General features: G+C 74.0%; 18 protein-coding genes. 13 read left to right on the top strand and 5 right to left on the bottom strand.

The window, feature by feature from the left end; genetic code table 11:
* The first annotated feature begins 27 nt into the window (after positions 1–27).
* From H505_RS0130125 to H505_RS45255, 3 genes are read left to right on the top strand one after another with little or no spacing between them, the layout of a single operon-like run.
* Positions 28–846 carry an ABC transporter ATP-binding protein gene (locus H505_RS0130125; RefSeq protein WP_157433188.1) on the top strand — a complete coding sequence of 273 codons (819 nt, stop codon included), beginning with the start codon at positions 28–30 and terminating at the stop codon, positions 844–846.
* Positions 827–1,669: an ABC transporter permease gene (locus tag H505_RS0130120; RefSeq protein WP_026404936.1), complete on the top strand. Its 843-nt coding sequence runs from the start codon at positions 827–829 to the stop codon at positions 1,667–1,669. Before H505_RS0130125 ends, H505_RS0130120 begins: the two co-directional genes overlap by 20 nt.
* Positions 1,666–2,697: an ABC transporter substrate-binding protein gene (locus H505_RS45255; RefSeq protein WP_084550981.1), complete on the top strand. Its 1,032-nt coding sequence runs from the start codon at positions 1,666–1,668 to the stop codon at positions 2,695–2,697. Before H505_RS0130120 ends, H505_RS45255 begins: the two co-directional genes overlap by 4 nt.
* Positions 2,698–2,730: 33 nt before the next feature.
* Here H505_RS45255 and H505_RS49380 read toward each other — a convergent pair whose 3' ends face one another.
* Complete coding sequence (locus H505_RS49380; RefSeq protein WP_026404935.1) at positions 2,731–3,396, bottom strand: metallophosphatase domain-containing protein; 666 nt, start codon at positions 3,394–3,396, stop codon at positions 2,731–2,733.
* 550 nt (positions 3,397–3,946) lie between these two features.
* Here H505_RS49380 and H505_RS0130105 point away from each other — a divergent pair.
* Positions 3,947–4,654, top strand: a complete 708-nt coding sequence (locus H505_RS0130105) for a restriction endonuclease (protein WP_051301323.1) — start codon at positions 3,947–3,949, stop codon at positions 4,652–4,654.
* A 49-nt stretch (positions 4,655–4,703) separates the two neighbouring features.
* On the opposite strand, the gene H505_RS0130100 is transcribed toward H505_RS0130105, so the two are convergent.
* Positions 4,704–5,099: a RidA family protein gene (locus H505_RS0130100; RefSeq protein WP_026404933.1), complete on the bottom strand. Its 396-nt coding sequence runs from the start codon at positions 5,097–5,099 to the stop codon at positions 4,704–4,706.
* A gap of 126 nt (positions 5,100–5,225) precedes the next feature.
* On the opposite strand from H505_RS0130100, the gene H505_RS0130095 reads away from it, so the two are divergent.
* The 7 genes from H505_RS0130095 (at position 5,226) to H505_RS0130065 (ending at position 11,377) form a co-directional block, all read left to right on the top strand.
* Positions 5,226–6,209 (top strand): helix-turn-helix transcriptional regulator, encoded by a 984-nt coding sequence (locus H505_RS0130095; RefSeq protein ID WP_026404932.1) that lies wholly within the window; start codon positions 5,226–5,228, stop codon positions 6,207–6,209.
* A 28-nt stretch (positions 6,210–6,237) separates the two neighbouring features.
* A complete protein-coding gene (locus H505_RS0130090) occupies positions 6,238–6,756 on the top strand; it encodes a hypothetical protein (RefSeq protein WP_026404931.1) in 519 nt (172 codons plus the stop codon).
* A gap of 130 nt (positions 6,757–6,886) precedes the next feature.
* On the top strand, positions 6,887–7,207 hold the full coding sequence (locus H505_RS0130085; protein WP_026404930.1) for a DUF3040 domain-containing protein: 321 nt from the start codon (positions 6,887–6,889) through the stop codon (positions 7,205–7,207).
* Positions 7,208–7,247: 40 nt separating this feature from the next.
* Positions 7,248–8,921, top strand: a complete 1,674-nt coding sequence (ctaD, locus tag H505_RS45245; RefSeq protein WP_034520544.1) for an aa3-type cytochrome oxidase subunit I — start codon at positions 7,248–7,250, stop codon at positions 8,919–8,921.
* 117 nt (positions 8,922–9,038) lie between these two features.
* Positions 9,039–9,875, top strand: coding sequence for a metallophosphoesterase family protein (locus tag H505_RS0130075; RefSeq protein WP_026404929.1), 837 nt, complete (start codon positions 9,039–9,041; stop codon positions 9,873–9,875).
* Positions 9,876–9,907: 32 nt separating this feature from the next.
* A complete protein-coding gene (locus H505_RS0130070; RefSeq protein ID WP_026404928.1) occupies positions 9,908–10,375 on the top strand; it encodes a macro domain-containing protein in 468 nt (155 codons plus the stop codon).
* 60 nt (positions 10,376–10,435) lie between these two features.
* Positions 10,436–11,377, top strand: coding sequence for a WD40 repeat domain-containing protein (locus H505_RS0130065; RefSeq protein ID WP_026404927.1), 942 nt, complete (start codon positions 10,436–10,438; stop codon positions 11,375–11,377).
* 132 nt (positions 11,378–11,509) lie between these two features.
* Here the strand turns inward: H505_RS0130065 and recQ are convergent, their stop codons facing one another.
* Positions 11,510–13,357 carry a DNA helicase RecQ gene (recQ, locus tag H505_RS0130060; protein ID WP_026404926.1) on the bottom strand — a complete coding sequence of 616 codons (1,848 nt, stop codon included), beginning with the start codon at positions 13,355–13,357 and terminating at the stop codon, positions 11,510–11,512.
* A gap of 35 nt (positions 13,358–13,392) precedes the next feature.
* Positions 13,393–14,052 (bottom strand): HAD family hydrolase, encoded by a 660-nt coding sequence (locus tag H505_RS0130055; protein ID WP_026404925.1) that lies wholly within the window; start codon positions 14,050–14,052, stop codon positions 13,393–13,395.
* 240 nt (positions 14,053–14,292) lie between these two features.
* Here H505_RS0130055 and H505_RS45240 point away from each other — a divergent pair, with 240 nt between their 5' ends.
* The gene (locus H505_RS45240; RefSeq protein WP_064743738.1) at positions 14,293–14,766 is read left to right on the top strand and encodes a hypothetical protein; all 474 of its coding nucleotides are present in this window, start codon (positions 14,293–14,295) and stop codon (positions 14,764–14,766) included.
* 92 nt (positions 14,767–14,858) lie between these two features.
* Positions 14,859–15,248 (top strand): phage holin family protein, encoded by a 390-nt coding sequence (locus H505_RS0130045; protein ID WP_026404924.1) that lies wholly within the window; start codon positions 14,859–14,861, stop codon positions 15,246–15,248.
* A 134-nt stretch (positions 15,249–15,382) separates the two neighbouring features.
* Here H505_RS0130045 and H505_RS0130040 read toward each other — a convergent pair whose 3' ends face one another.
* Positions 15,383–19,696, bottom strand: a complete 4,314-nt coding sequence (locus H505_RS0130040) for a hypothetical protein (protein WP_157433187.1) — start codon at positions 19,694–19,696, stop codon at positions 15,383–15,385.
* Positions 19,697–19,805: the final 109 nt, after the last annotated feature.

Raw genomic sequence — 19,805 nt, 5'->3', positions numbered from 1 at the left:
GCCAGTGCGAGAACGAGGGGGGCCGCGGTGAAACCCGCGCCGCAGGCCGCGGACCGGGCCGGCGGTAGCGGCGACGACCGCGCGCTGCTGGTGGACCGGGTCGCGATCGGCTACCGGCGGCGGGGCCGGACGGTGCCCGCCGTGGCGGAGGCGACCTTCGAGGTCCGGCGCGGCGAGAGGATCATGCTGCTGGGGCCGTCCGGCTCGGGGAAGTCGACGATCCTCAAGGCCGTCGCGGGGTTCCTGCGGCCGTCCGCCGGACGCGTCGTCGTCGGGGGCCGGGAGAATCCGGGGCCCGGTCCCGACCGCGCCTGCGTCTTCCAGGAGTTCGACCAGCTGTTCCCGTGGCGGACGGTGCTGGGCAACGTCGTCCACGCGCTCCGCGTCACCGGCGTGGACCGTTCCGAGGCGCGGCGGCGCGCGGTCGAGCACCTCGAGCTGATGGGGCTGGAGGACGCGCTCGACAGGCACCCCCACCAGCTGTCCGGGGGGATGAAGCAGCGGGTGGCGATCGCCCGGGCGCTGGCCGTCCGGCCGCTCATGCTGCTGATGGACGAGCCGTTCGGCGCGCTGGACGCGCAGACGCGCGGGCGGCTCCAGGGCGAACTGGCCGCGCTCATCGCGCGCACGCGGGCGACGCTGCTGTTCGTCACCCACAGCATCGACGAGGCGGTGCTGCTCGGCGACCGCGTCGTGGTGCTGGCCGGACGGCCGTCGCGGGTGGCGGAGATCGTGGACGTCGCCGGGCTGGACGGTCCGGACGCGCCGGGGTTCGCGGACGCGCGGCACCGGCTGCGGTCCCTGCTCGCGGAGGAGGGGGAGGTCGTTGGCGGCGTCTACGAGTAGCCCGGCGGCGCCCGCCGCCGGGCGGGAGCCGGGCGGCTGGTCGCGGCTGCCGACGTGGCTGCGGCGGACGGTCGTGTTCGCCGTCCTCATCGGGATCTGGCAGCTCTACGCGTCGGCGTCGGGCGTCAGCTCGTTCGTGTTCGCGGGCCCGTGGGACGTGGCGGCGGCGCTCGTGGAGGGCGTGGCCGACGGGGAGATCGCCGCCTCCACGCTGACGACGCTGCGCCTGCTCGGCACCGGGATGGCGATCGGCGTCGCGCTCACCGTCGTGCTGACCGCGCTGGCCACGACGACCACGCTGGGGGACGACGTCCTCTCGCTCGTCTCGTCGATGATCAACCCGCTGCCGTCGGTGGCGATCCTGCCGCTGGCGATGCTGTGGTTCGGGCTGACCGACACGGCGCTGGTCTTCGTGACGGCGAACGCGGTGCTGTGGCCGATGACCGTCAGCGTCGGCATGGGGCTGCGCACGACGCCCGCCACGCTGGTCATGGTGGGCCGGAACCTCGGCCTGTCCCGCCCGCGGCTGGCCTTCCACGTGCTGATGCCCGCCGCCCTCCCGCACGCGATCGCCGGGCTGAAGACGGGCTGGGCGTTCGGCTGGCGCACCATCATCGCGGCCGAGCTGGTGTTCGGCGCGGCCGGCACCGAGGGCGGGCTCGGCTTCTTCATCAACAACGCACGCTTCTACGCGCTGATCCCCGACGTGTTCGCCGGGCTGGTGGTGATCGCCCTGATCGGCATCGCGCTCGACCTCGTCTTCACCGTGATCGAACGGCGGACGGTCGTCCGCTGGGGAATGAAAGAAGGCTCGACGGCATGACCCGGTCCCCCGTACGTGTGCCCCTGCGCGGCGGCGTCCCGCCGTCCTACGGCCGGCGGGACGCGCTGCGCCTCGGCGCGACCGGTCTCGGCGCGCTCGCGCTGACCGCGGCGTGCGGCGGCGCGGGCGGCTCCGGGTCCGGCAAGGAGGTCATCATCTCCCAGGGGTCCGGGATCAGCTACGCCGCTCTGATCATCATCCGGTCCCAGGGCTGGCTGGAGAAGGACCTGCCCGGCCGCACGATCGGCTGGCGGACGGTCAGCGGCGGCGCGGCCACCCGGGACGGGCTCGTGTCCGGACGGCTGCACCTCGGCAGCAGCGGCATCGGCCCGTTCCTGATCGGCTGGGGCGCGGGCGTCCCGTGGAAGATCATCGCGTCGCTGAACGACATGCCGCTCTGGCTGGTCGCCAAGGACCCCCGTTTCAGGGGCCTCGGCGACTTCCGGCCGACCGACCGGATCGCGGCCATCGCCCCCGGCTCGATCCAGTCGGTCATGCTGCAGAAGGCCGCCCAGCAGCAGCTCGGCGACCCGCACGCGCTCGACAGGAACATCGCCTCGATGGCGCATCCCGACGCGTTGCAGGCCCTGATCGGCGGGCAGATCGCCGCCGCCTACACCTCGCCCCCGTTCCAGTTCCAGGCCGTGGAGCAGGGCGCCCGCAAGCTCGTGGACAGCTACGACCTGTTCGGGCGGCACGGCTTCAACACGCTGGTGGCCACCGAGGAGTACGCGGAGCGCAACCCGGACGTGCTGGACGCCGTGCACCGCAACCTCGCCAAGGCCAACGAGCTCATCGTCGAGTCGCCGGCCGAGGCCGCGCGGATCCTGTCGAAGGCGGAGAAGGGCAAGATCGCCCCGGCCGAGTACGAGGAGTACCTGACCTACAAGGGCATCGAGTTCACGACGACCCCGCACTCGCTGCTGAAGATCGGCGAGTTCATGAAGGAGGTCGGCGTCGTCGAGAAGCTCCCCGAGGACTGGCGGACGCTCGTCTTCGACACGGTCAAGAACGAGAACGGCTCCTGACACGGGCGCGGGCGCGGCCGTCGTCCGGCCGGGTCAGCGGGCGCGTGCGGGGGGTACGGCCTCGCCCACGGCGCCTCCGGCGTCCAGCCGGACGACCGTCGGGCCGCGCTCGCACTCCCACGTGGTGACGTTCGCGAAGGCCGTCCCGTCGATGTGCCAGAGGCCGCCGTCCTGGTGGATGTGCCCGAACAGGTGCAGTCTCGGACGGACGCGCCGCACCCGGGCACGCAGGTCGGCGCAGCCCTCGCGGCCGGGCAGGGCGCCGGCGTCGCCGATGCCGAGCGGGGGGCCGTGCGTGACCAGGACGTCCACCCCGTCGGGGATCAGGGCCCACTTGTCCGCCAGCGGACGGCCGCGCGGCAGGTTGAACGCCCACTCGTTGAACTCCGGCTGCCACGGGCTGCCCCAGAAGGACACGCCGTCGATCTCGGTTCCGCCGTCCTCCAGGTAGACGATCCCCCGCTCGGCCAGGACGGCGCGGGCGCGTGCGGGGGCGTCGGCGAACATCCGGTCGTGGTTGCCGGCGACGACGACCTTCGTCCGGTGCGGGAGGGCGTGCATCCAGTCGGCGGCGTCCTCGAGTTCCCGGAGGTCCTCGCCGCGCCGGCACAGGTCGCCCGCGTGCACCAGGACGTCGCCTTCGGGGACGTCGAGTTCGTGGTGGTACGTGTGTGTGTCGGCGACCGCAACGATGCGCACCCCGCGACCCTACCGCCCACCGCGTCCGCGGCGTCCGCGCCGAGGCGCCGCCGCAGCTCCGCCTCCGGGTCGACGCCGAGCCACGCCCGCGCCAGGTCGAGCGCCGTGCGGCCCCGGTCGTCCCGCAGGGACGGCCGGGGCGAGGCGCCGAGGAGTTCGAGGACGGCTTCGACGGCGCCCGCGTCCGCGGCGAGCATGAGCGGGGCGCCGCCGCCCCGGGAGCGGCGGTCCGGGTCGGCTCCGGCGGCGAGGAGGACGCCGACCGTCGCCGCGTCGGCGTTCGCCGAGGCCCGTCCGAGGACGGCGGTGCCGCCGCCGTCGACCGCGTCGGGATCGGCGCCCGCGCGCAGGAGTTCCTCGGCCGTCCGCGGATCGCGGCCGCGCACGGCCGCGATCAGTTCGGCGGTGGGCGACATGGCGGAATTGTGCCGCAGGACCGGACGGTGCCCGTGGCCGGATGCGGACGGAGCGCGGCATCGTCCGCGGAACACGCCGAAGACCCGTGCTTCCCTCAACGGTGAGGGCGTTGCGGGAAAGGGGAGGCGGGCGGATGCGGGAGCGGCCGGAACCGTACGACGAGGACCGGCACCGGTGGCTGGTCCCCGGCTGGGCGGCGCGGCTCTCGCCGCCCAGCAGCGCGAACGGCTGGGCCTGCGCGGTGCTCGGTGGCGTCGCGGTCGCCGTCCTGGCGATCGTGTCGGCGCGGCTGGCGGTCGAGCACTGGTACGTGTCGCTGCCCGTCCTGGCCGTGCTGTGGTGGGCGGCCGACCGCTGGTGCCGGGCGCGGTGGGCGGCCGAGCAGGCGCGCCGGGCCCGGCTGGCCGACCGGTCGTGGACGATCGGCGAGCTGGACGCCATGTCCTGGCTCGACTTCGAGTTCGCCGTCCGCGACCTGATGCGCCGCGACGGCGTCGCCGCCGAGCACGTCGGCAAGCCGGGCGACTTCTCCGGCGACGTCGTCGGGTTCGACCCCGTCCTCGGCGAGACCTGGATGGTGCAGGCCAAGCACTACGGCCCCAAGACGAAGGTCGGCTCCCAGGACGTCCAGAGGGTCGCGGGCGCCGCCCGTCCCGTCTACCAGGCCGGGCTGACGCTCGTGGTGACCACGAACGTCTACACCAAGCCCGCCCGGGATTTCGCCGCGATGGCCGGCATGCACCTCATCGACCGGGCGTCCCTCACCGACTGGGCCGCCCGCGGCCTGCACCTCTACGACGTCCTGGGCATCGCGCCGCAGAACCACCGCCGCGCGGCCTGACCCGGCGCCGGGACCGCCTCCGGCGCGGGCCGGAGGCGGCGGGGGGACGTCAGGCGACGGCGGTGCCTTCGAGCTCGACCAGCAGGTCGGGGATCGCCAGGCGCGTCACGCCGAGCATCGTGGTGGTCGGCGCGACCCCGGCGGCGCCGAGCCGGGACGCCAGGACGCCGTAGTGCTCGAACAGCCGGTCGGCGTCGGTGGTGTAGACGTTGAGCCGGACGAGGTTCGCGAGGGACATGCCGGCCTCGCCGAGCACGGCCTCCAGGTTGTCGAGGCTCAACGCGAGCTGCGCGGCCATGTCGCCGGGGTGCTGAGGCTTGCCCTCGCCGCTCATCGCGGTCTGCCCGGAGCAGTAGAGCGTCCGGGTGTCGCCCGTGACGACCTCGCCCTGGTTGTAGCCCAGCTCCGTCGACCACGGCCACGGGTTGACCGCGGTACGTTCCAATGCCATGTCTTCTCCATTCGGTTCACCGGCGTGCGGGGGCCCGGCGGCCGCCGCTTCCCGGTCGCGTGGAGGAGCCTTCCAGCGAATCACGACATCCTCTGTCGTGTATTTCGGTAACGTTCGCGCATGCGCGCCGACCGGCTGGTCTCGCTGGTGCTGCTGCTGCGGCAGCACGGCCGGCTGACGGCGGGCGCGCTGGCCCGCGAGCTGGAGGTGTCGACGCGCACGGTGCTGCGCGACATCGAGGCGCTGTCCGCGGCGGGCGTCCCGGTGTACGCCGAACGCGGCAGGCACGGCGGGTTCGCGCTGCTGCCCGGTTTCCGGACCGAGCTGACCGGCCTCAACCACGACGAGGCGCTGGCGCTGCTGGTGGCGGGGTCGCGGCGCGGCGCGCAGGTGTTCGGGCTCGGCTCGGCGCTCGCGTCGGCGATGCTCAAGGTCGTCGACGCGCTGCCGGAGAGCCAGCGGGACGCCGCGGCCGGTGCGGCCCGGCGGCTGCTCATCGAGCCGGAGACCGACCTGCTGGCCCGCCGGGCGTCCGACGAGGAGGTGCCGGACGCCGTGGCGGCGGAGGTGCGGCGCGCGGTGTTCGCCGGGCGCCGGCTGCGGATCCACTACGCGGCCGCCGACCAGGCCCCGAAGTGGCGCACGGTGGACCCGATCGGCCTGGTCACCGTGCGCGGCCAGGGCTACCTGCTGGCGACGCGGTCCGGCGCGGACCGCACCTACCGGCTGGCCCGGATCCGCGCCGCCGAGGAGCTCGCCGAACCCGCGCAGCGGCCGGACCGGGTCGACCTCGACCGGGCCTGGCAGGAGCGCAGCACCCGGTTCCGGACGGGCGGCGACCAGGTGGTCGTGCTGGCGCGCGTCGACCCGGCGCGGCGGGACGACGCGGCGGGCACCGCCTTGGCCGTCCTCGCCGAGGAGACCGACCCGGACGGCCGGCTGCGGCTCGAGATGTCGTTCCAGGACGCGCGGCACGCCCTGTGGGCGCTGTGGCGGCTCGCCGCGAGCGCGGAGGCGCTGTCCCCGCAGTGGCTGCGCGACGCCCTCCGCGACCGCGCCGCTGCGATCGCCGCCTACTACGAGAGCCCGCCCGGCGAGGAGTAGGCCGCCGCCTCGGGGTATCTGACGTCGCATGTTGCGAACTCTGGGGGAAGGGCTCGTCGCCGGGACGGCCGGGGTCGCGGTGATGACCGCGGGCGAGCGCGTCGAGCAGTGGTGCACGGGCCGTCCCGACTCGCACGTCCCCGGACGGACGATGCGGCGGCTGACGGGCATGCCCGACCCGCCGGACCGTCGGCCCGCGGCGGCGAACTGGGCCATGCACGTCGGGCAGGCGGCGGCGCTGGGGGTGCTGCGCTCGGTGATGGCGCACGCGGGGCTGCGCGGTCCGTGGTCGTCGGCGAAGTTCGCGGTGGTGCGGGTGACCGCCGACCAGATCCTCGAGAACGCGACCGGCGTGGGCGCCCCGCCGCAGACGTGGCCCCGGCGGGAGCTGGCGGTGGACCTGCTGCACAAGTCCGTCTACGCGTTCGCGACCGGGCTGGTCGCCGACGCGCTGGCGGCCCGGTCGGGTCCGGGGCCGGGGCAGCGCCACGCCGCGGCGCGCCCGGGGCGCCGCGCCGGCGTCGGGCCGGTGCCGCGCGGCGCCTGAAGGTGCGGCGCGGTTCAAGGTCGCGTCATGGCTCCGTAGGCCGGGTGTCTCCGCTGATCAGCGGGGGAGAGCAGCATCGACCGCGATCGGCGGCACGGTGTTCGCGCGGGACTCGGCGGGTGGGGGCGTCATGGGTCTGTCACGGCGGGAGCAGGTCCTGCTGCGGCGCATCGACGCCCGCCTGGAGCGGGACGACCCGCGGCTCGCCCGCCGCATCGCCGCGTTCGCGCCGCCCGGCGCGGAGCCGGTCGAGCCGGTGGCGTGGCGGCCGCCCCGCGCGGCGGTGGTCATCGCCGCTGTCGGCTTGGCCGCGGCGGTCTTCCTCACGGCCCTGACGGTGCTGTCCATCGGGCCGCCGTGCCGCGGGGCGGCCACCGGGGCGCGGCCGGGGGCGAGCCCGGCCGCGGAACCGCCGGCGCCCGCGCCGTCCGGCCCGTCCCGGACCTGCTGACCCGACGTCCGCCGCCCATGCCCGCATCCCAGGAGCAACGATGACCGATGTGCGAAGCCCGTCCGGACGGGCGGATTCCACGATCCCGGCCGCCCGGACGACGCGCGGCAAGATTCTGGCGGACTGGCTCAGCACCACCGATCACAAAAAGATCGGCTACATGTACCTCATCGCGTCGTTCAGCTTCTTCTCCCTCGCCGGGCTGATGGCGCTGGTGATGCGCGGCGAGCTGGCGGAGCCGGGGCTGCAGGTGGTGAGCAACCAGCAGTACAACCAGATGTTCACCATGCACGGCACGATCATGATGTTCTTCTTCGCGACACCGCTGTTCGCGGGGTTCGCCAACGTCATCATGCCGCTGCAGATCGGCGCGCCGGACGTGGCGTTCCCGCGGACGAACGCGCTGAGCTTCTGGTTGTTCCTCTTCGGCGCGCTCATCGCGATCTCCGGGTTCCTGACGCAGGACGGCGCCGCGAGCTTCGGCTGGACGGGCTACCCGCCGCTGTCGGACGACATGCGGTCGCCCGGGCCCGGCGGGCACATGTGGGCGCTCGGGCTCATCATGTCCGGTGTCGGGACGATCCTCGGCGCGGTCAACTTCCTCACGTCCATCGTCACGATGCGGGCGCCCGGGATGACGATGTTCCGGCTGCCGATCTTCACGTGGAACGTCCTGTTCACCTCGACGCTCGTGGTCCTGGCGTTCCCGGTCATCGCGGCGGCGCTCGCCGCCCTGTACGCCGACCGGGCCTTCGACACCCACATCTACGACCCGGCCCACAACGGCGCCCTCATGTGGCAGCACCTGTTCTGGTTCTTCGGGCATCCCGAGGTCTACATCGTGGCGCTGCCGTTCTTCGGGATCGTCACCGAGGTCATCCCGGTGTTCTCCCGCAAGCCGCTGTTCGGGTACATCGGGATGGTCTTCGCCAGCATCGCCATCACGGGCCTGTCGATGACCGTGTGGGCGCACCACATGTTCACGACGGGCGCGGTGCTGCTGCCGTTCTTCTCCTTCCTGTCGTTCCTGATCGCGATCCCGACCGGCATCAAGTTCTTCAACTGGACCGGCACCATGTGGCGCGGCCAGATCGTCCTGCAGACGCCGATGCTGTGGGCCATCGGGTTCCTGGTGACGTTCCTGTTCGGCGGCTTGACCGGCGTGATCCTCGCGTCCCCGCCGCTGGACTTCCAGGCGCACGACTCCTACTTCGTCGTCGCGCACTTCCATTACGTCCTGTTCGGCACGGTGGTGTTCGCGATGTTCGCGGGGTTCGCCTTCTGGTGGCCCAAGTTCACCGGGAAGATGCTCGACGAGCGCCTCGGGAAGATCCACTTCTGGATGCTGTTCATCGGGTTCCACACCACGTTCCTCGTGCAGCACTGGCTGGGCGTGAACGGGATGCCGCGCCGGTACGCGGACTACCCCGACAAGTTCTCCACGCTGAACCTCGTCTCCTCGGCGGGTGCCGCGCTGCTGGGCCTGTCGACCTTCCCGTTCCTGTACAACATCTGGCGCACCGCCCGGAAGGGCCGCGACGTCGGCACCGACGACCCGTGGGGGTTCGGCAACTCCCTCGAATGGGCGACGTCGTGCCCGCCGCCGCGCCACAACTTCAACGCGGTCCCGAAGATCCGCACCGAACGTCCCGCCTTCGACCTGCACTACCCGCACCTCACCAAGGAGCAGTTGGGCGCGGGGAAGCGGAGCTGACCGGCCGGGCGCCGCCGCCCACCTCACCCGCCGCACCGTCACCGCCATCGACCGGCAGACGTTGCGGACGGCCCCCGGTTCCCGTTTCGATACCGGGACAGGAGATCGGAGGCGGGGATGAGGATCGCGTTCGTCGGGGACGTGCACGGGTGCGTGCTGCACGCGCTGGGGGCCGTCGCGCGGCTCGCGGAGGCCCGCGGGGGGCTCGACGCGGTCGTCCAGGTCGGGGACCTCGGGGCGTTCCCCTCGGCGGACAGGTGGGACGAGGGGTCGCGGCGGTACGGGGCCGACCATCCCGCGCAGCACGACTTCTTCCGGCTGCTGGAGCCCGCGCCCGGGATCGCCGAGGGCGTGCGGCTGGCGCTGGCGCGGATCCCGCCCGTCCTGTTCGTGAGCGGCAACCACGAGGACCACGCGTGGCTCGCCGGCATGGACGGGCCCGTGGACCCGCTGGGCGCGTTCGTCCACATGCCGTGCGGGACGATCACGGACGTGGCGGGCCTGACGTTCGCGTTCCTGGGGCTGATCGAGTCCGAGCACATGGACTTCGACGCCGCCGCCTACGCGAAGCTCCTCGACGTGGAACCCGGCACCGTCGACGTGCTCGTCACGCACGACGGGCCCCACGCGATGTCGAGCTACCGGGGCGCCGTGCAGGGGTCGGCGAAGCTGACCGCGCTCATCGAGCGCCTCCGGCCGCGCGTGCACGTGAGCGGCCACTACCACCACGAGAACGGGCCGCGGCGATACGGGGCGACGGTGTCGTACTGCCTGGGGCAGCTCGTGGAGCCGAAGGCGAAGCGCGGCGAGCCCTGCAACCCGCGGCAGCAGGTCATGCCCGGGAGCATCGGGGTGCTCGACACGGAGACGCTGGGGTTCGCGTACGTCCACGACGCGTGGCTCGCCGACGTGCACGGCGACGACCTCGACCTCGTCCGGCTGCTCTCGGACTGAGGACTGTCGGACGTCGCGGTTACGGTGCGGCCATGGGTGTCCAGTACATCAAGGGGGACGCGACCTCGCCGCAGGCGAAGGGCGTCAAGGTCATCGCGCACGTGTGCAACGACCTCGGCGGCTGGGGGAAGGGGTTCGTCCTCGCCGTGTCCCGCCGCTGGAAGGAGCCGGAGGCCCGGTACCGGGAGTGGCACCGCGGGCGCGCGAAGAACGACTTCGCGCTGGGCGCCGTCCAGTACGTCCAGGTGGAGCGGTACGTGTGGGTGGCGAACATGGTCGCCCAGCGGGGGATCAGGCCCAGCAGCAACGGGCCGCCGATCCGGTACGAGGCGCTCGACCGGGCACTGGACTCCCTCGGCGCGAAGGCGCTGGACCTGTCGGCGAGCGTCCACATGCCGCGCATCGGGTGCGGGCTCGCGGGCGGACGCTGGGAGCGGGTGGAGCCCCTGATCGAGCGGCGGCTCACCGACCGCGGCGTGCCCGTGACCGTCTACGAGTAGCACGCGAACGGAAGACGCGCGTCGGCGGTCGGTGTCACCGGCGGTCGTTAGGGTCGCGCAATGATCATCAGCAGCCCCCTGCCCTCCGGGCGGCCCATCAGCGACATCGGTGTGATCGAGGCGGACGGACGGTCCCTGGTCGTCGTCGCCGAGTACGGCGGCGCCTGGACGTGGGACCCCGCCGGGGACGTCTGGGCCAAGGCGCCGCTCCGGCCCCACTTCGACGAGTACCCCGACGCCGACCCCGACTTCGACTGCGTGGCCGCGGCGCCGCACGGCGACCGGCTGGTCATCGTGGGCGGCAGCGAGAACCACGCCATGGCCGCCTGGGACCTGCGGACCGGCGAGGTCCTCCGGCAGGTGGACGAGGAGGACGACCCGGTCACCGCCGTCGCCGCCGCCCGGATCGACGGCGCCACGGTGTTCGCGTCCGGCGACTACGGCGGCGGGCTCGCCCTGTGGGACCCGTCCGAGGCCGAGCCCGCGGAACTGGCCGTCGACCACGAGGAGGCGATCCTCGACCTCGCCGCGGGCACCGCCGGCGACCGTCCCGCACTGATCGCCGGCGGCTACGACGGGATGGTCGGCGTCTGGGACCTGCGCACCCGGCGGCGGACGGCCTGGTGGCGGGCCGGGGACGGGGAGCCCGTCCGCGGCGTCGCACTGACCCGGCTCGGCGACCGCCCGGTCGCGGTCGCGGGAGGCGACGGCGGCGAGGTGCGGGTGTGGGCGCTGGACGGCGACCGGCCGCTCCTCGCGACGCTCCCGGCCCACCCGGACCCCATCAACGCCCTGGACGCCGCCACCGTCGGCGGCCGCCCCCTCGCCGTCACCGGCTCCGAGGACGGCACCGTCCGGATCTGGGACCTCGCCGAGGGCGCGCAGGTCGGCGACCCGCTGCCGGGTGCCGCGGAGTCCGTGCTGATCACGAGCCTGGACGGCCGCCCGACCGTGCTCGCCGAAGGCCCGGGCGGAGTCATCCAGGCCCACCCCCTGACCTGACATCCCCCACCACCCGTCGTCCGTCCGGGCGGCGGGACGGAGACCCGCCTCGCCCCGTCCGTCCGGGGCGGGCGCGGGGTGTTCGACTCGGCGCCGGGGCTCGTCCACGCCGGGCGCTTGTCCGGGACGGGGTCAGTCGGTCGCGGTGAGGGTTTCGAGGACCTGGTCGCCGTACTTCGCCAGCTTGTTCTCGCCGACGCCGCCGACGCCGCCGAGCTCGGCGAGGGTCGTCGGGCGCACGGTGGCGATCTCGCGGAGCGTGGCGTCGTGGAAGATCACGTAGGCCGGGACGCCCTGCTCCTTCGCCGTCGCGGCGCGCCAGGCGCGGAGCCGCTCGAACAGCGGCGCGGCCTCGGCGGGCAGCTCGACGGGCGCCTTGCGGTCCTTCGCGGACTTGGCGGCCTTCGCGGCGGTCCGTTCGGGTTCGCGGCGCATCATCACCTGGCGGGCGCCGCGCAGCACCTCGCCGCTCGCGTCCGTGAGGACGAGCGCGCCGTAGTTGCTCTCGACGGCGATCAGCCCCTGGGCGAGGAGCTGCCGGACGACGCCGCGCCACTCGACGTCGCGGAGTTCGGGGCCGATGCCGAACGTCTTCAGCGAGTCGTGGTCGAACTGGATGATCTTCGCGTTCTTCTTCCCGAGCAGGATGTCGATGATGTGCCCGGCGCCGAACTTCTGCCGCCGCTCCCGCTCCAGCCGCACGACCGTCGACAGGACCTTCTGGGCCGGGACGGTCGCGTCCCACGTCTCGGGCGGCGTGATGCAGGTGTCGCAGTTGCCGCACGGCTCGGCGTCCTGCCCGAAGTAGTTCAGCAGCTGGACGCGGCGGCACCCGGGCGTCTCGCACAGCGCGAGCATCGCGTCGAGGTGGGTCGCCTGGCGGCGCCGGAACGCCGCGTCGCCCTCCCCGGAGTCGATCATCTTGCGCAGGTTGACGACGTCCTGCAGGCCGTAGGCGAGCCAGGCCGTGGACGGGAGCCCGTCGCGTCCCGCGCGGCCGGTCTCCTGGTAGTAGCCCTCGACCGACTTGGGCAGGTCGAGGTGGGCGACGAACCGGACGTCCGGTTTGTCGATGCCCATGCCGAACGCGATCGTCGCGACGACGACGAGCCCGTCCTCCCGCAGGAACCGCGACTGGTTCGTCGCGCGCGTCTCCGCGTCCAGCCCCGCGTGGTACGGGACGGCCTCGATGCCGTTCTCGGTGAGGAACTGCGCGTGCTTCTCCACCGAGTTGCGCGACAGGCAGTAGACGATGCCCGCGTCGCCCTGGTGCTCGGTCTGCAGCAGCCGCAGGAGCTGGCGTTTCGCGTCGGTCTTCGGCTCGATGCGGTACTGGATGTTCGGGCGGTCGAAGCTCGCGACGAAGTGCCGGGCCCGGTCGAGGCCGAGCCGGGAGGCGATCTCGGCGCGCGTCGCCTCGGTCGCCGTCGCGGTGAGGGCGATGCGCGGGACGTCCGGCCAGCGCTCGTGCAGCCCGGACAGCATCAGGTAGTCGGGCCGGAAGTCGTGCCCCCACTGCGACACGCAGTGCGCCTCGTCGATCGCGAACAGCGACACGTCGCCGCGGTCGAGCAGCTCGACGGTCGCGGGCAGCCGCAGCCGCTCGGGCGCGAGGTAGAGCAGGTCGAGCTCGCCCTGCGCGAACTGCGCCTCGACGATGCGGCGCTCGTCCAGGTCCTGGGTGGAGTTGAGGAAGCCCGCGCGGACGCCGAGGGCCCGCAGGGCGTCCACCTGGTCCTGCATGAGGGCGATCAGCGGGGAGATCACGATGCCGGTGCCCTTCCGGACCAGCGCCGGGATCTGGTAGCAGAGCGACTTCCCGCCGCCCGTCGGCATCAGGACCAGCGCGTCCCCGCCGGAGACCACGTGCTGGACGATGTCGCGCTGGCCGTCCCGGAACGTGTCGTAGCCGAACACGCGCCGCAGCGTCTCGTCGATCTCGTCCGTCACGAAGGACTCGGGAGTCTCGGGGGAGGACATCCGCCCATACTAGGAGCCGCCGCCGACACGGTGCGTCACTTCGCCACCTTGTGGATAACCTCCTCCGTCAGGCCGTCGAGATCGTCCGCGACGTGGGCGGCGAGCTCCAGGGCGTCCGGCGCGGGCGGGTGCGCGGGGCGCGGGATCGCGACCACCCGCATCCCCGCGGCGTGCGCGGAGCGCAGGCCGTTGGACGAGTCCTCGATCGCGACGCACGCGTCCGCGGGCACCCCGAGCTGCGCGGCGACCATGAGGTAGCCGTCCGGTGCCGGTTTGCCCCGGTCGACCTCCTCGGTGGAGACGGTCGCCGGGAACAGCGCGTCGACGCCGAGCCGGCCGAGGACGATGTCGATCAGCGCGCGCGGGGACGAGCTGGCGAGCCCCAGGCGGCGGATCGCGGCCATCCGGCGGACGGCGTCGCGCGCGCCCGGCAGGACGGGCAGGTGCGCAGCGTACCGCTGCGACATCCGGTCGATCACCGCGTACGCGACGTCCTCCGCGGACACCCCGTCGACCAGGTCGGACGCGATGTACGCGGCCCACTCGTCGGTGCTCATCCCCATCAGCCGCTCCTGCGTGTCCGGCAGCCAGCGCCCGCCGAGCTCGGCGACGTAGGCCCGCCGGACGTCCTCCCAGACGGGCTCGGAGTCGATCAGGACCCCGTCCAGGTCGAACACGATGGCCTCCAGGGGCATGGTCGTCCTCCGGATCTTCGCGGGTGCGTCTGGTGTGTCGGATGTCTCGAAAGCCGCGGCCGTTCTCGCGGGACCGCGCGGACGGCCCGCGCGGCCTCGGCGTCCTCGATGGGTACCCGGGGCGAGGGGAGCGGAACCCGATTCGGACGAATGCTGATTTTTCGGTTCTCGGTAGGGGGTGTCTGGCATGGTGGGTTTCCTCCGTACCCCCTCCGGAGTCACAGCAGAGGAGCTCTGCACATGGTTTTCGTCGGATTCCTCCTGGTAGCGGCGGCGATCACGGTCGGGGCGGGCGTCCTGCTCGCCAACAACGACCCCGCCGGACTGGTCGTCTTCGGCCAGGACGTGCCCGTCGTCGGCAACGAATGGCAGGTGTTCGTCGCCGGGGCCGCCGTCGCGGCCGTCTTCGTCATCGGCATGATGTTCACGTTCATGGGCGCCGGACGCATCCTGCGCGCCCGCCGCGACCTGCGCGACCTGCGCGAGGAGCACGAGGAGTCGCTCACCACCCTCGAGATGGAGAAGCGGCGGCTCGAGCGCGAACTCGCGCGCGCCCGCCAGGGCAAGGGCGGGACGCCGCCCGCCGAGCGGCAGCCCGGACGCCCCGGCCCCCAGGTGTGGCCGCCGCGCCCCGAGCCCGCCCCCGCCCCCGCCCCCGCCCCCGCAGGGCGCGGACCGTCCGTCACGTCGCCCTTCTTCGACCGGAGCGAATGAGGCCGTCTCCTACCTGACGGTGATCGACGCACCCCGCAGAATCGCCGCAGGGACTGATGGCGGCCCCGGGGTCGACCGCGCACCCTGGTGATGTGCGCATTCTTCTCAAGGTGGGCATCACCGCGGTCGCCCTGTGGGCCGCCACCGCGCTGATCCACGGCATCACCGTCCAGGGCGTCTCGAGCGTCGGCGACACGGCCGGCGGACGAGCGCTCACCCTCCTCGGCGTCGCCGTCGTCTTCGGCATCGTCAACGCGATCATCAAGCCGATCGTCAAGACGTTGGGCTGCGCCTTCTACGTCCTCACCCTCGGCCTCATCGGCCTCGTCGTCAACGCGCTGCTGCTCTGGCTCACCAGCGAGGTCGCCGCGCGCCTCGAACTCCCCTTCCACGTCGACGGCTTCTGGCCCGCCTTCTGGGGCGCGATCGTCGTCGGTGTCGTCGGCTGGGTGCTGAACCTGTTCGTGGACGACGACGACTGACCCGCCCGCCCCCGAACCGCCCGAGGACGCCCGCCCGCTCCTCGGGCACCCCGCATTCCCGACTCCCCCATGCTCCCTCGCCACCGGCGGCCGGCGCCGGTGGCGCCAGTGGCCGGGGCGGCCTGCTCGTCCGATCAGTCGGACGCGGAGGACGACCCGCCGGGCGCGTGGTCGACGCGCGTCTCGTCCTCGGCGACAGGTTCGGCGGTTCTGAGGTCCACGCGGGTCGCGTCTTCGACGTCCGGTTCGTCGGGTGCGGACTCCACGCGCGTCCCGTCCGGTTCGTCGGGTGCGGACGGTTCGGCGGTCGTGTGGTCCAGGCGGGTTTCGTCTGGTTGGTCGCGCGCGGCTGGTGGCCCGTCGGCGGTCGTGTTGTCGGCGCGGGTCACGTCCTGGACGGCCGGTTCGTCGGGCATGGACTCCACGCGCGTCCCGTCCGGTTCGTCGGTCGTGTTGTCGAGGCGCGTTTCGTCTGCGACGTCCGGTTCGCTGGACGCGGGCGGTTCGTTGAGCGTGGTGTCCGCGTGGGTTGCGTCCTCGGGTGCGGCGGTGCGGGGTGGCGCGTCCACGGTCGAGGTGGCGTCGGGCGACGAGCCGGGGCCGTCCTCGGGGTGCGGGGTTCGGGGTGCGACGGCGGCGCGGTTGAGCGGGCCGCGGGTCAGGCGGTCGGCGGGCTCCTCGCCGGCGTACTCGCGGTGGGCGGGCGGCGTCGCGCCGGGCGGGCCGACCAGGACCCAGCGGTGGGTGCGGACGGCGCCGACGAGGAAGTCCGCGTCCCGGACGTCCCCCGCGGTGATCAGCGCGTCGAACTCGGCGTCGTCCAGCGCGAGGCCCGCGGCGACGGGCGTCCCGACGACCACGTCGGCGGTGCGCAGGAGGACGTCGCCGTCGGGCGCGCGGCCGTCCAGATACGCGGTGAGCTCCTCGATGCGGGCCATCGCCCGGGACTGGTGCGCGGCGATCGCGTCGGGTTCGACCGACGGGTCGGAACCGCAGATCTCCTCCACGTGCTCTCGCGCGCGCGCCTCCGCGTCCTCGGCCGCTTGCAGTTCGGCGTCACGTGCGGCGAACTCGTCTTGCCCCTCCGTGGAACGGCGCTCCAGTTCGGCCGCCGCGTCCGCCGCGCGCCGGGCCGCCTCCTCGCCGGCCGCGCCCTCCCGCTCGGCCACGGCGAGGGCCTCCTCCCGCGCGGCCCGCGCCGCCTCGACGCGCTCCTCGATCTTCCGCGCGGCCTGCTTCGCCATCCGGGCCTCCAGGCCCGCCTCCGTCGCGCGATGCACCGCCTCCGCCGCGAGCCGCGCCTGCTCGCGGTGCTCGGCGTCCGCCCGCTCCCGCTCCGTCGCGAGCCAGGCGAGCTCCTCGCCGAGCCGCTGCTGCGCCTCCCGCGCCGCCCCGATCCGGGCGCTGCCGTCGGTGACGAACTGGTCGAGCCCGCGCCGCAGCCGGTCGGCCTCCTCCGCCGCGTGCCGGGCCTCCGCCGCCCGCTTCGCCGCCTCGTCCGCCTCCCGCCGCCGCGCCTTCACCTCGGCGCGCATGCTCCGCAGCCCTGACGGCGGCGACGCCACGTGCAGCCGCTGACCGAGCGACATCTTCTTCTGCATCGCCGACAGGGCCGACTCCGCCGACACCAGCCGGTAGTAGCTCGCGTGGCCCTCCGCCGCCGCGTCCGCGTCCGCCGCCACCGCCCGCTCGGCCTCGTGGACCGCCGCCGGCAGCGCCTCCTGCGCCCGCTGCAACTCGTCCGCCAGCGACTCCTCCGTCTGCCGCGCCGCCTGCATCTCGCCCTGCGCGGCCTGCGCCCGCTGGCCGAGTTCCATGCACCGCGCGTGGGCCGCGTCGGCGACGCGCGTCAGCTCCCCGGCCTGCGCGGACGCCGTGTCCGCGGCGGCCTGCAGCCGCTCCGCCTCCGCCTGCGGGCCCGCCAGCTCCGCCTCGGCCGCACGCTGCTCGACGTCCAGCCGCTCGGCCTCCGCCGCCGCCTCGGCGGCCGCGCCCTCCGCGGCCTCCGCCGCGGCCCGCGCCTCCTCGATCGCCGTGGCCAGCGCCGCCCGCTCCGCCTCGAACGCCTCGCGCCGCCGCACGTTCTCGGCCCGCACCGACTCCAGCGTCGCGTGGTCGCGCGGCCACTGCTCCAGCCACAGCAGCCCGCGCCGGAGCATCCGCAGCTCCGTGTCCCACGACTGCCGCCACGCCGCCCCGCTCGCCCGCAGCACCGCGCCGCGCACCCACGTCTCCGGCGCGGGCGGAACCGGCAGCTCCTGCGCCCGCGTGACGTCCGGCGCCCGCTTGAACTCGACGGTCCCGTGCGGCGGCTTCGGCCGCGCCGGCGGCTTCCGGGGCGGCTCGGGCGGCGCGTCCCCCGGCTCGGTGTCCACGGCCAGCGCGAACACCCCGGCGTCGTCCTCGAACCCGCGCAGCACCGCGGCCGCCTGCAGCGCCGTCGGCGCCAGCACGAGGGCCCGCTCGCCCGCCGCGAGCATGCCGTCCACGACCTCCCGGACGGCCGCCGCCACGTGCGCCTCCTCGGACACGGGCACGATGCGGACCCCGTCCGTCCCGTCCCGCGCATCCATGACGAACCGGGCGAGGGTGTCCCAATCCCCCGCGACCCGCCGCTCGCGGAACGCCCGCAGGGCCGCGAGCTGACCCGCCCAGCCGACCGTCCCCTCGCCGCGCGGCGCCTCCTCGAGCCTCTCGTACACGTCGATCAGCGCCGCGCACACCCGCTCGACGCCCTCATCGAACCCCCCGGCCCCGTCCCCCGAGCCGTCCGAGCCCCCGTCCCCACTGCCGTGGCCGTCGAACGTCCGCCCGGACCCGGCGGCGTCGTCGGGCTGCGCCCGCCCGCTGTCGCTCCCCGAGGCGGAGGCGCTGCCGGACGCCCCAGGCGGCGCGGCCCCCTCCGCCTGGCCGCCGGTTGCCGCGGGTTCGTCCGCTACCGCCTCGGCGGCGTCGTCCCGAGGCTCGAAGTCCGAGTCGATGGCCGCGCCGGCTTCTTCTTCGGCGGCTGGCAGGCCGGACGTCTCGTGGCGGAGCGCCCGCGCGTCGCCATGGCCGCCGGTGTCGCCGCTCCCCGAGCCGGTCGGGGGGAGGTCGTCGCCGGCGCCCTCTTCGGCCTCGCTCGGACGCTCCGGGGCCGGGGTGAAGCCGGACGCGCCGGGCGGGGACGGCTCACCTGCGGATTCGTCTTCCGCCTGGCTGCCGGTTGCCGCGAGCTCGTCCGGTACCGCTTCGGCGGTGTCGTCCCGAGGCTCGAAGTCCGAGTCGATGGCCGCGCCGCCTTCTTCTTCGGCGGCTGGTGGGCCGGACGTCTCGTGGTGGAGCACCTGCGCGTCTTCGGAGTCGTCCTGCGCGCGAATGCCGCCGCCGGTCGGGGGGAGGTCGTCGTCGGCGCCCTTTTCGGGCTCGCTCGGACGTTCCGGGGCCGGGGTGGCGCCGGACGCGGCGGGCGGTGCGGGCTCGCTCGCGGAGACGTCTTCCGTCTGGCTGGCGGTTGCCGTGGTCTCGTCCGCTGCCGGTTCAGGGAGGGCCGTGTCGTGGTCCGTGGTCATGATGCCGGACGTCGGGCTGTCGCCGGTGTCGTCGGTTTCCGAGCCGGTCGGGGGGAGGTGGTCGGCGCCGGCCTCTTGGGGCTCGTTCGGGCGTTCCGGGGCCGGGGTGATGCTGGACGCGGCGGGCGGTGCGGGCTCGCTCGCGGAGACGTCTTCCGTCTGGCTGGTGGTTGCGGCGGTGGGCTCGTCCGCTGTCGGTTCGGGGAGGGGTGTGTTGTCGTCCGTGCTCGTGGTGCCGGACGTCTGGCCGTCGCCGGTGGTCTCTTCGGGCTCGGTCGCATGTTCCGTGGCCGGGGTGATGCCGGACGCGGAGGGTGGCGCGGGCTCGCTCGCGGAGACGTCTTCCGCCTGGCTGCCGGGCGCCGGAAATTCGCCTGGTACCGCTTGGGAGTCGTCGGAGTTGGCGTCGTCCCGAGGGTCGACGTCCGCGTCGATGGCCGCGCTGGCTTCTTCGGCGGTTCGTTGGCCGGACGTCTTGTGGTGGGGCGCCTGCGCGTCTTCAGGGTCGTCTTGCGCGCGAATGCCGCCGCCGGTCGGTGGCGCCGTTGCAGGTACGTCCTGTGCGTCGCTGCTGGCCTCTTGGGGCTCGGTCGCACGCTGAGGGGCCGGGGTGATGCCGGACGCGCCGGGCGGTGCGGACTTGCTTGTGGGGGCTTCGGGGGCGTCCTGTGTGTTGGCGGCCGGGGGCGCGTCCGTGGCGGTGGTCGTCCAGTCCTCGTCGGCGGGCTCCGCGTCGCCTGCGGGGTCGTCGTTCGCCGGGGTGCTGGACGGCTCCTCCGCCTCCGCCGCCTCGTCGGCCGCGGGGGTGGGGAGGGGGAGGACGGCCGTGGGGATCTCGGACTCGGGGACGTACGTGGGGACGGGCTCGTCCCCCGGTCCGCTCGTTGACTTGTTCACCGACGCCATCCCCGTCCCGATCGACCTCGCGGCCGTTTCTCTCCTCTTCTGCTCCTGTCTAACGTCTCACATCCGCCGAAAGTGCGGGCGCGTGATGATCTTCACGGGC

Source organism: Actinomadura rifamycini DSM 43936, assembly GCF_000425065.1.
Taxonomy (GTDB): Bacteria; Actinomycetota; Actinomycetes; order Streptosporangiales; family Streptosporangiaceae; genus Spirillospora; species Spirillospora rifamycini.
This window is presented reverse-complemented; position numbering and strand designations above follow the sequence as displayed.

Coding starts and splice junctions, on each gene's coding strand:
- ctaD (WP_034520544.1), top strand. CDS start 7,248: ATGACCGATGTGCGAAGCCCGTCCGGACGGGCGGATTCCACGATCCCG.
- H505_RS0130075 (WP_026404929.1), top strand. CDS start 9,039: ATGAGGATCGCGTTCGTCGGGGACGTGCACGGGTGCGTGCTGCACGCG.
- H505_RS45255 (WP_084550981.1), top strand. CDS start 1,666: ATGACCCGGTCCCCCGTACGTGTGCCCCTGCGCGGCGGCGTCCCGCCG.
- recQ (WP_026404926.1), bottom strand. CDS start 13,357: ATGTCCTCCCCCGAGACTCCCGAGTCCTTCGTGACGGACGAGATCGAC.
- H505_RS0130090 (WP_026404931.1), top strand. CDS start 6,238: ATGTTGCGAACTCTGGGGGAAGGGCTCGTCGCCGGGACGGCCGGGGTC.
- H505_RS45240 (WP_064743738.1), top strand. CDS start 14,293: ATGGTTTTCGTCGGATTCCTCCTGGTAGCGGCGGCGATCACGGTCGGG.
- H505_RS0130085 (WP_026404930.1), top strand. CDS start 6,887: ATGGGTCTGTCACGGCGGGAGCAGGTCCTGCTGCGGCGCATCGACGCC.
- H505_RS0130055 (WP_026404925.1), bottom strand. CDS start 14,052: ATGCCCCTGGAGGCCATCGTGTTCGACCTGGACGGGGTCCTGATCGAC.
- H505_RS0130070 (WP_026404928.1), top strand. CDS start 9,908: ATGGGTGTCCAGTACATCAAGGGGGACGCGACCTCGCCGCAGGCGAAG.
- H505_RS0130095 (WP_026404932.1), top strand. CDS start 5,226: ATGCGCGCCGACCGGCTGGTCTCGCTGGTGCTGCTGCTGCGGCAGCAC.
- H505_RS0130065 (WP_026404927.1), top strand. CDS start 10,436: ATGATCATCAGCAGCCCCCTGCCCTCCGGGCGGCCCATCAGCGACATC.
- H505_RS0130105 (WP_051301323.1), top strand. CDS start 3,947: ATGCGGGAGCGGCCGGAACCGTACGACGAGGACCGGCACCGGTGGCTG.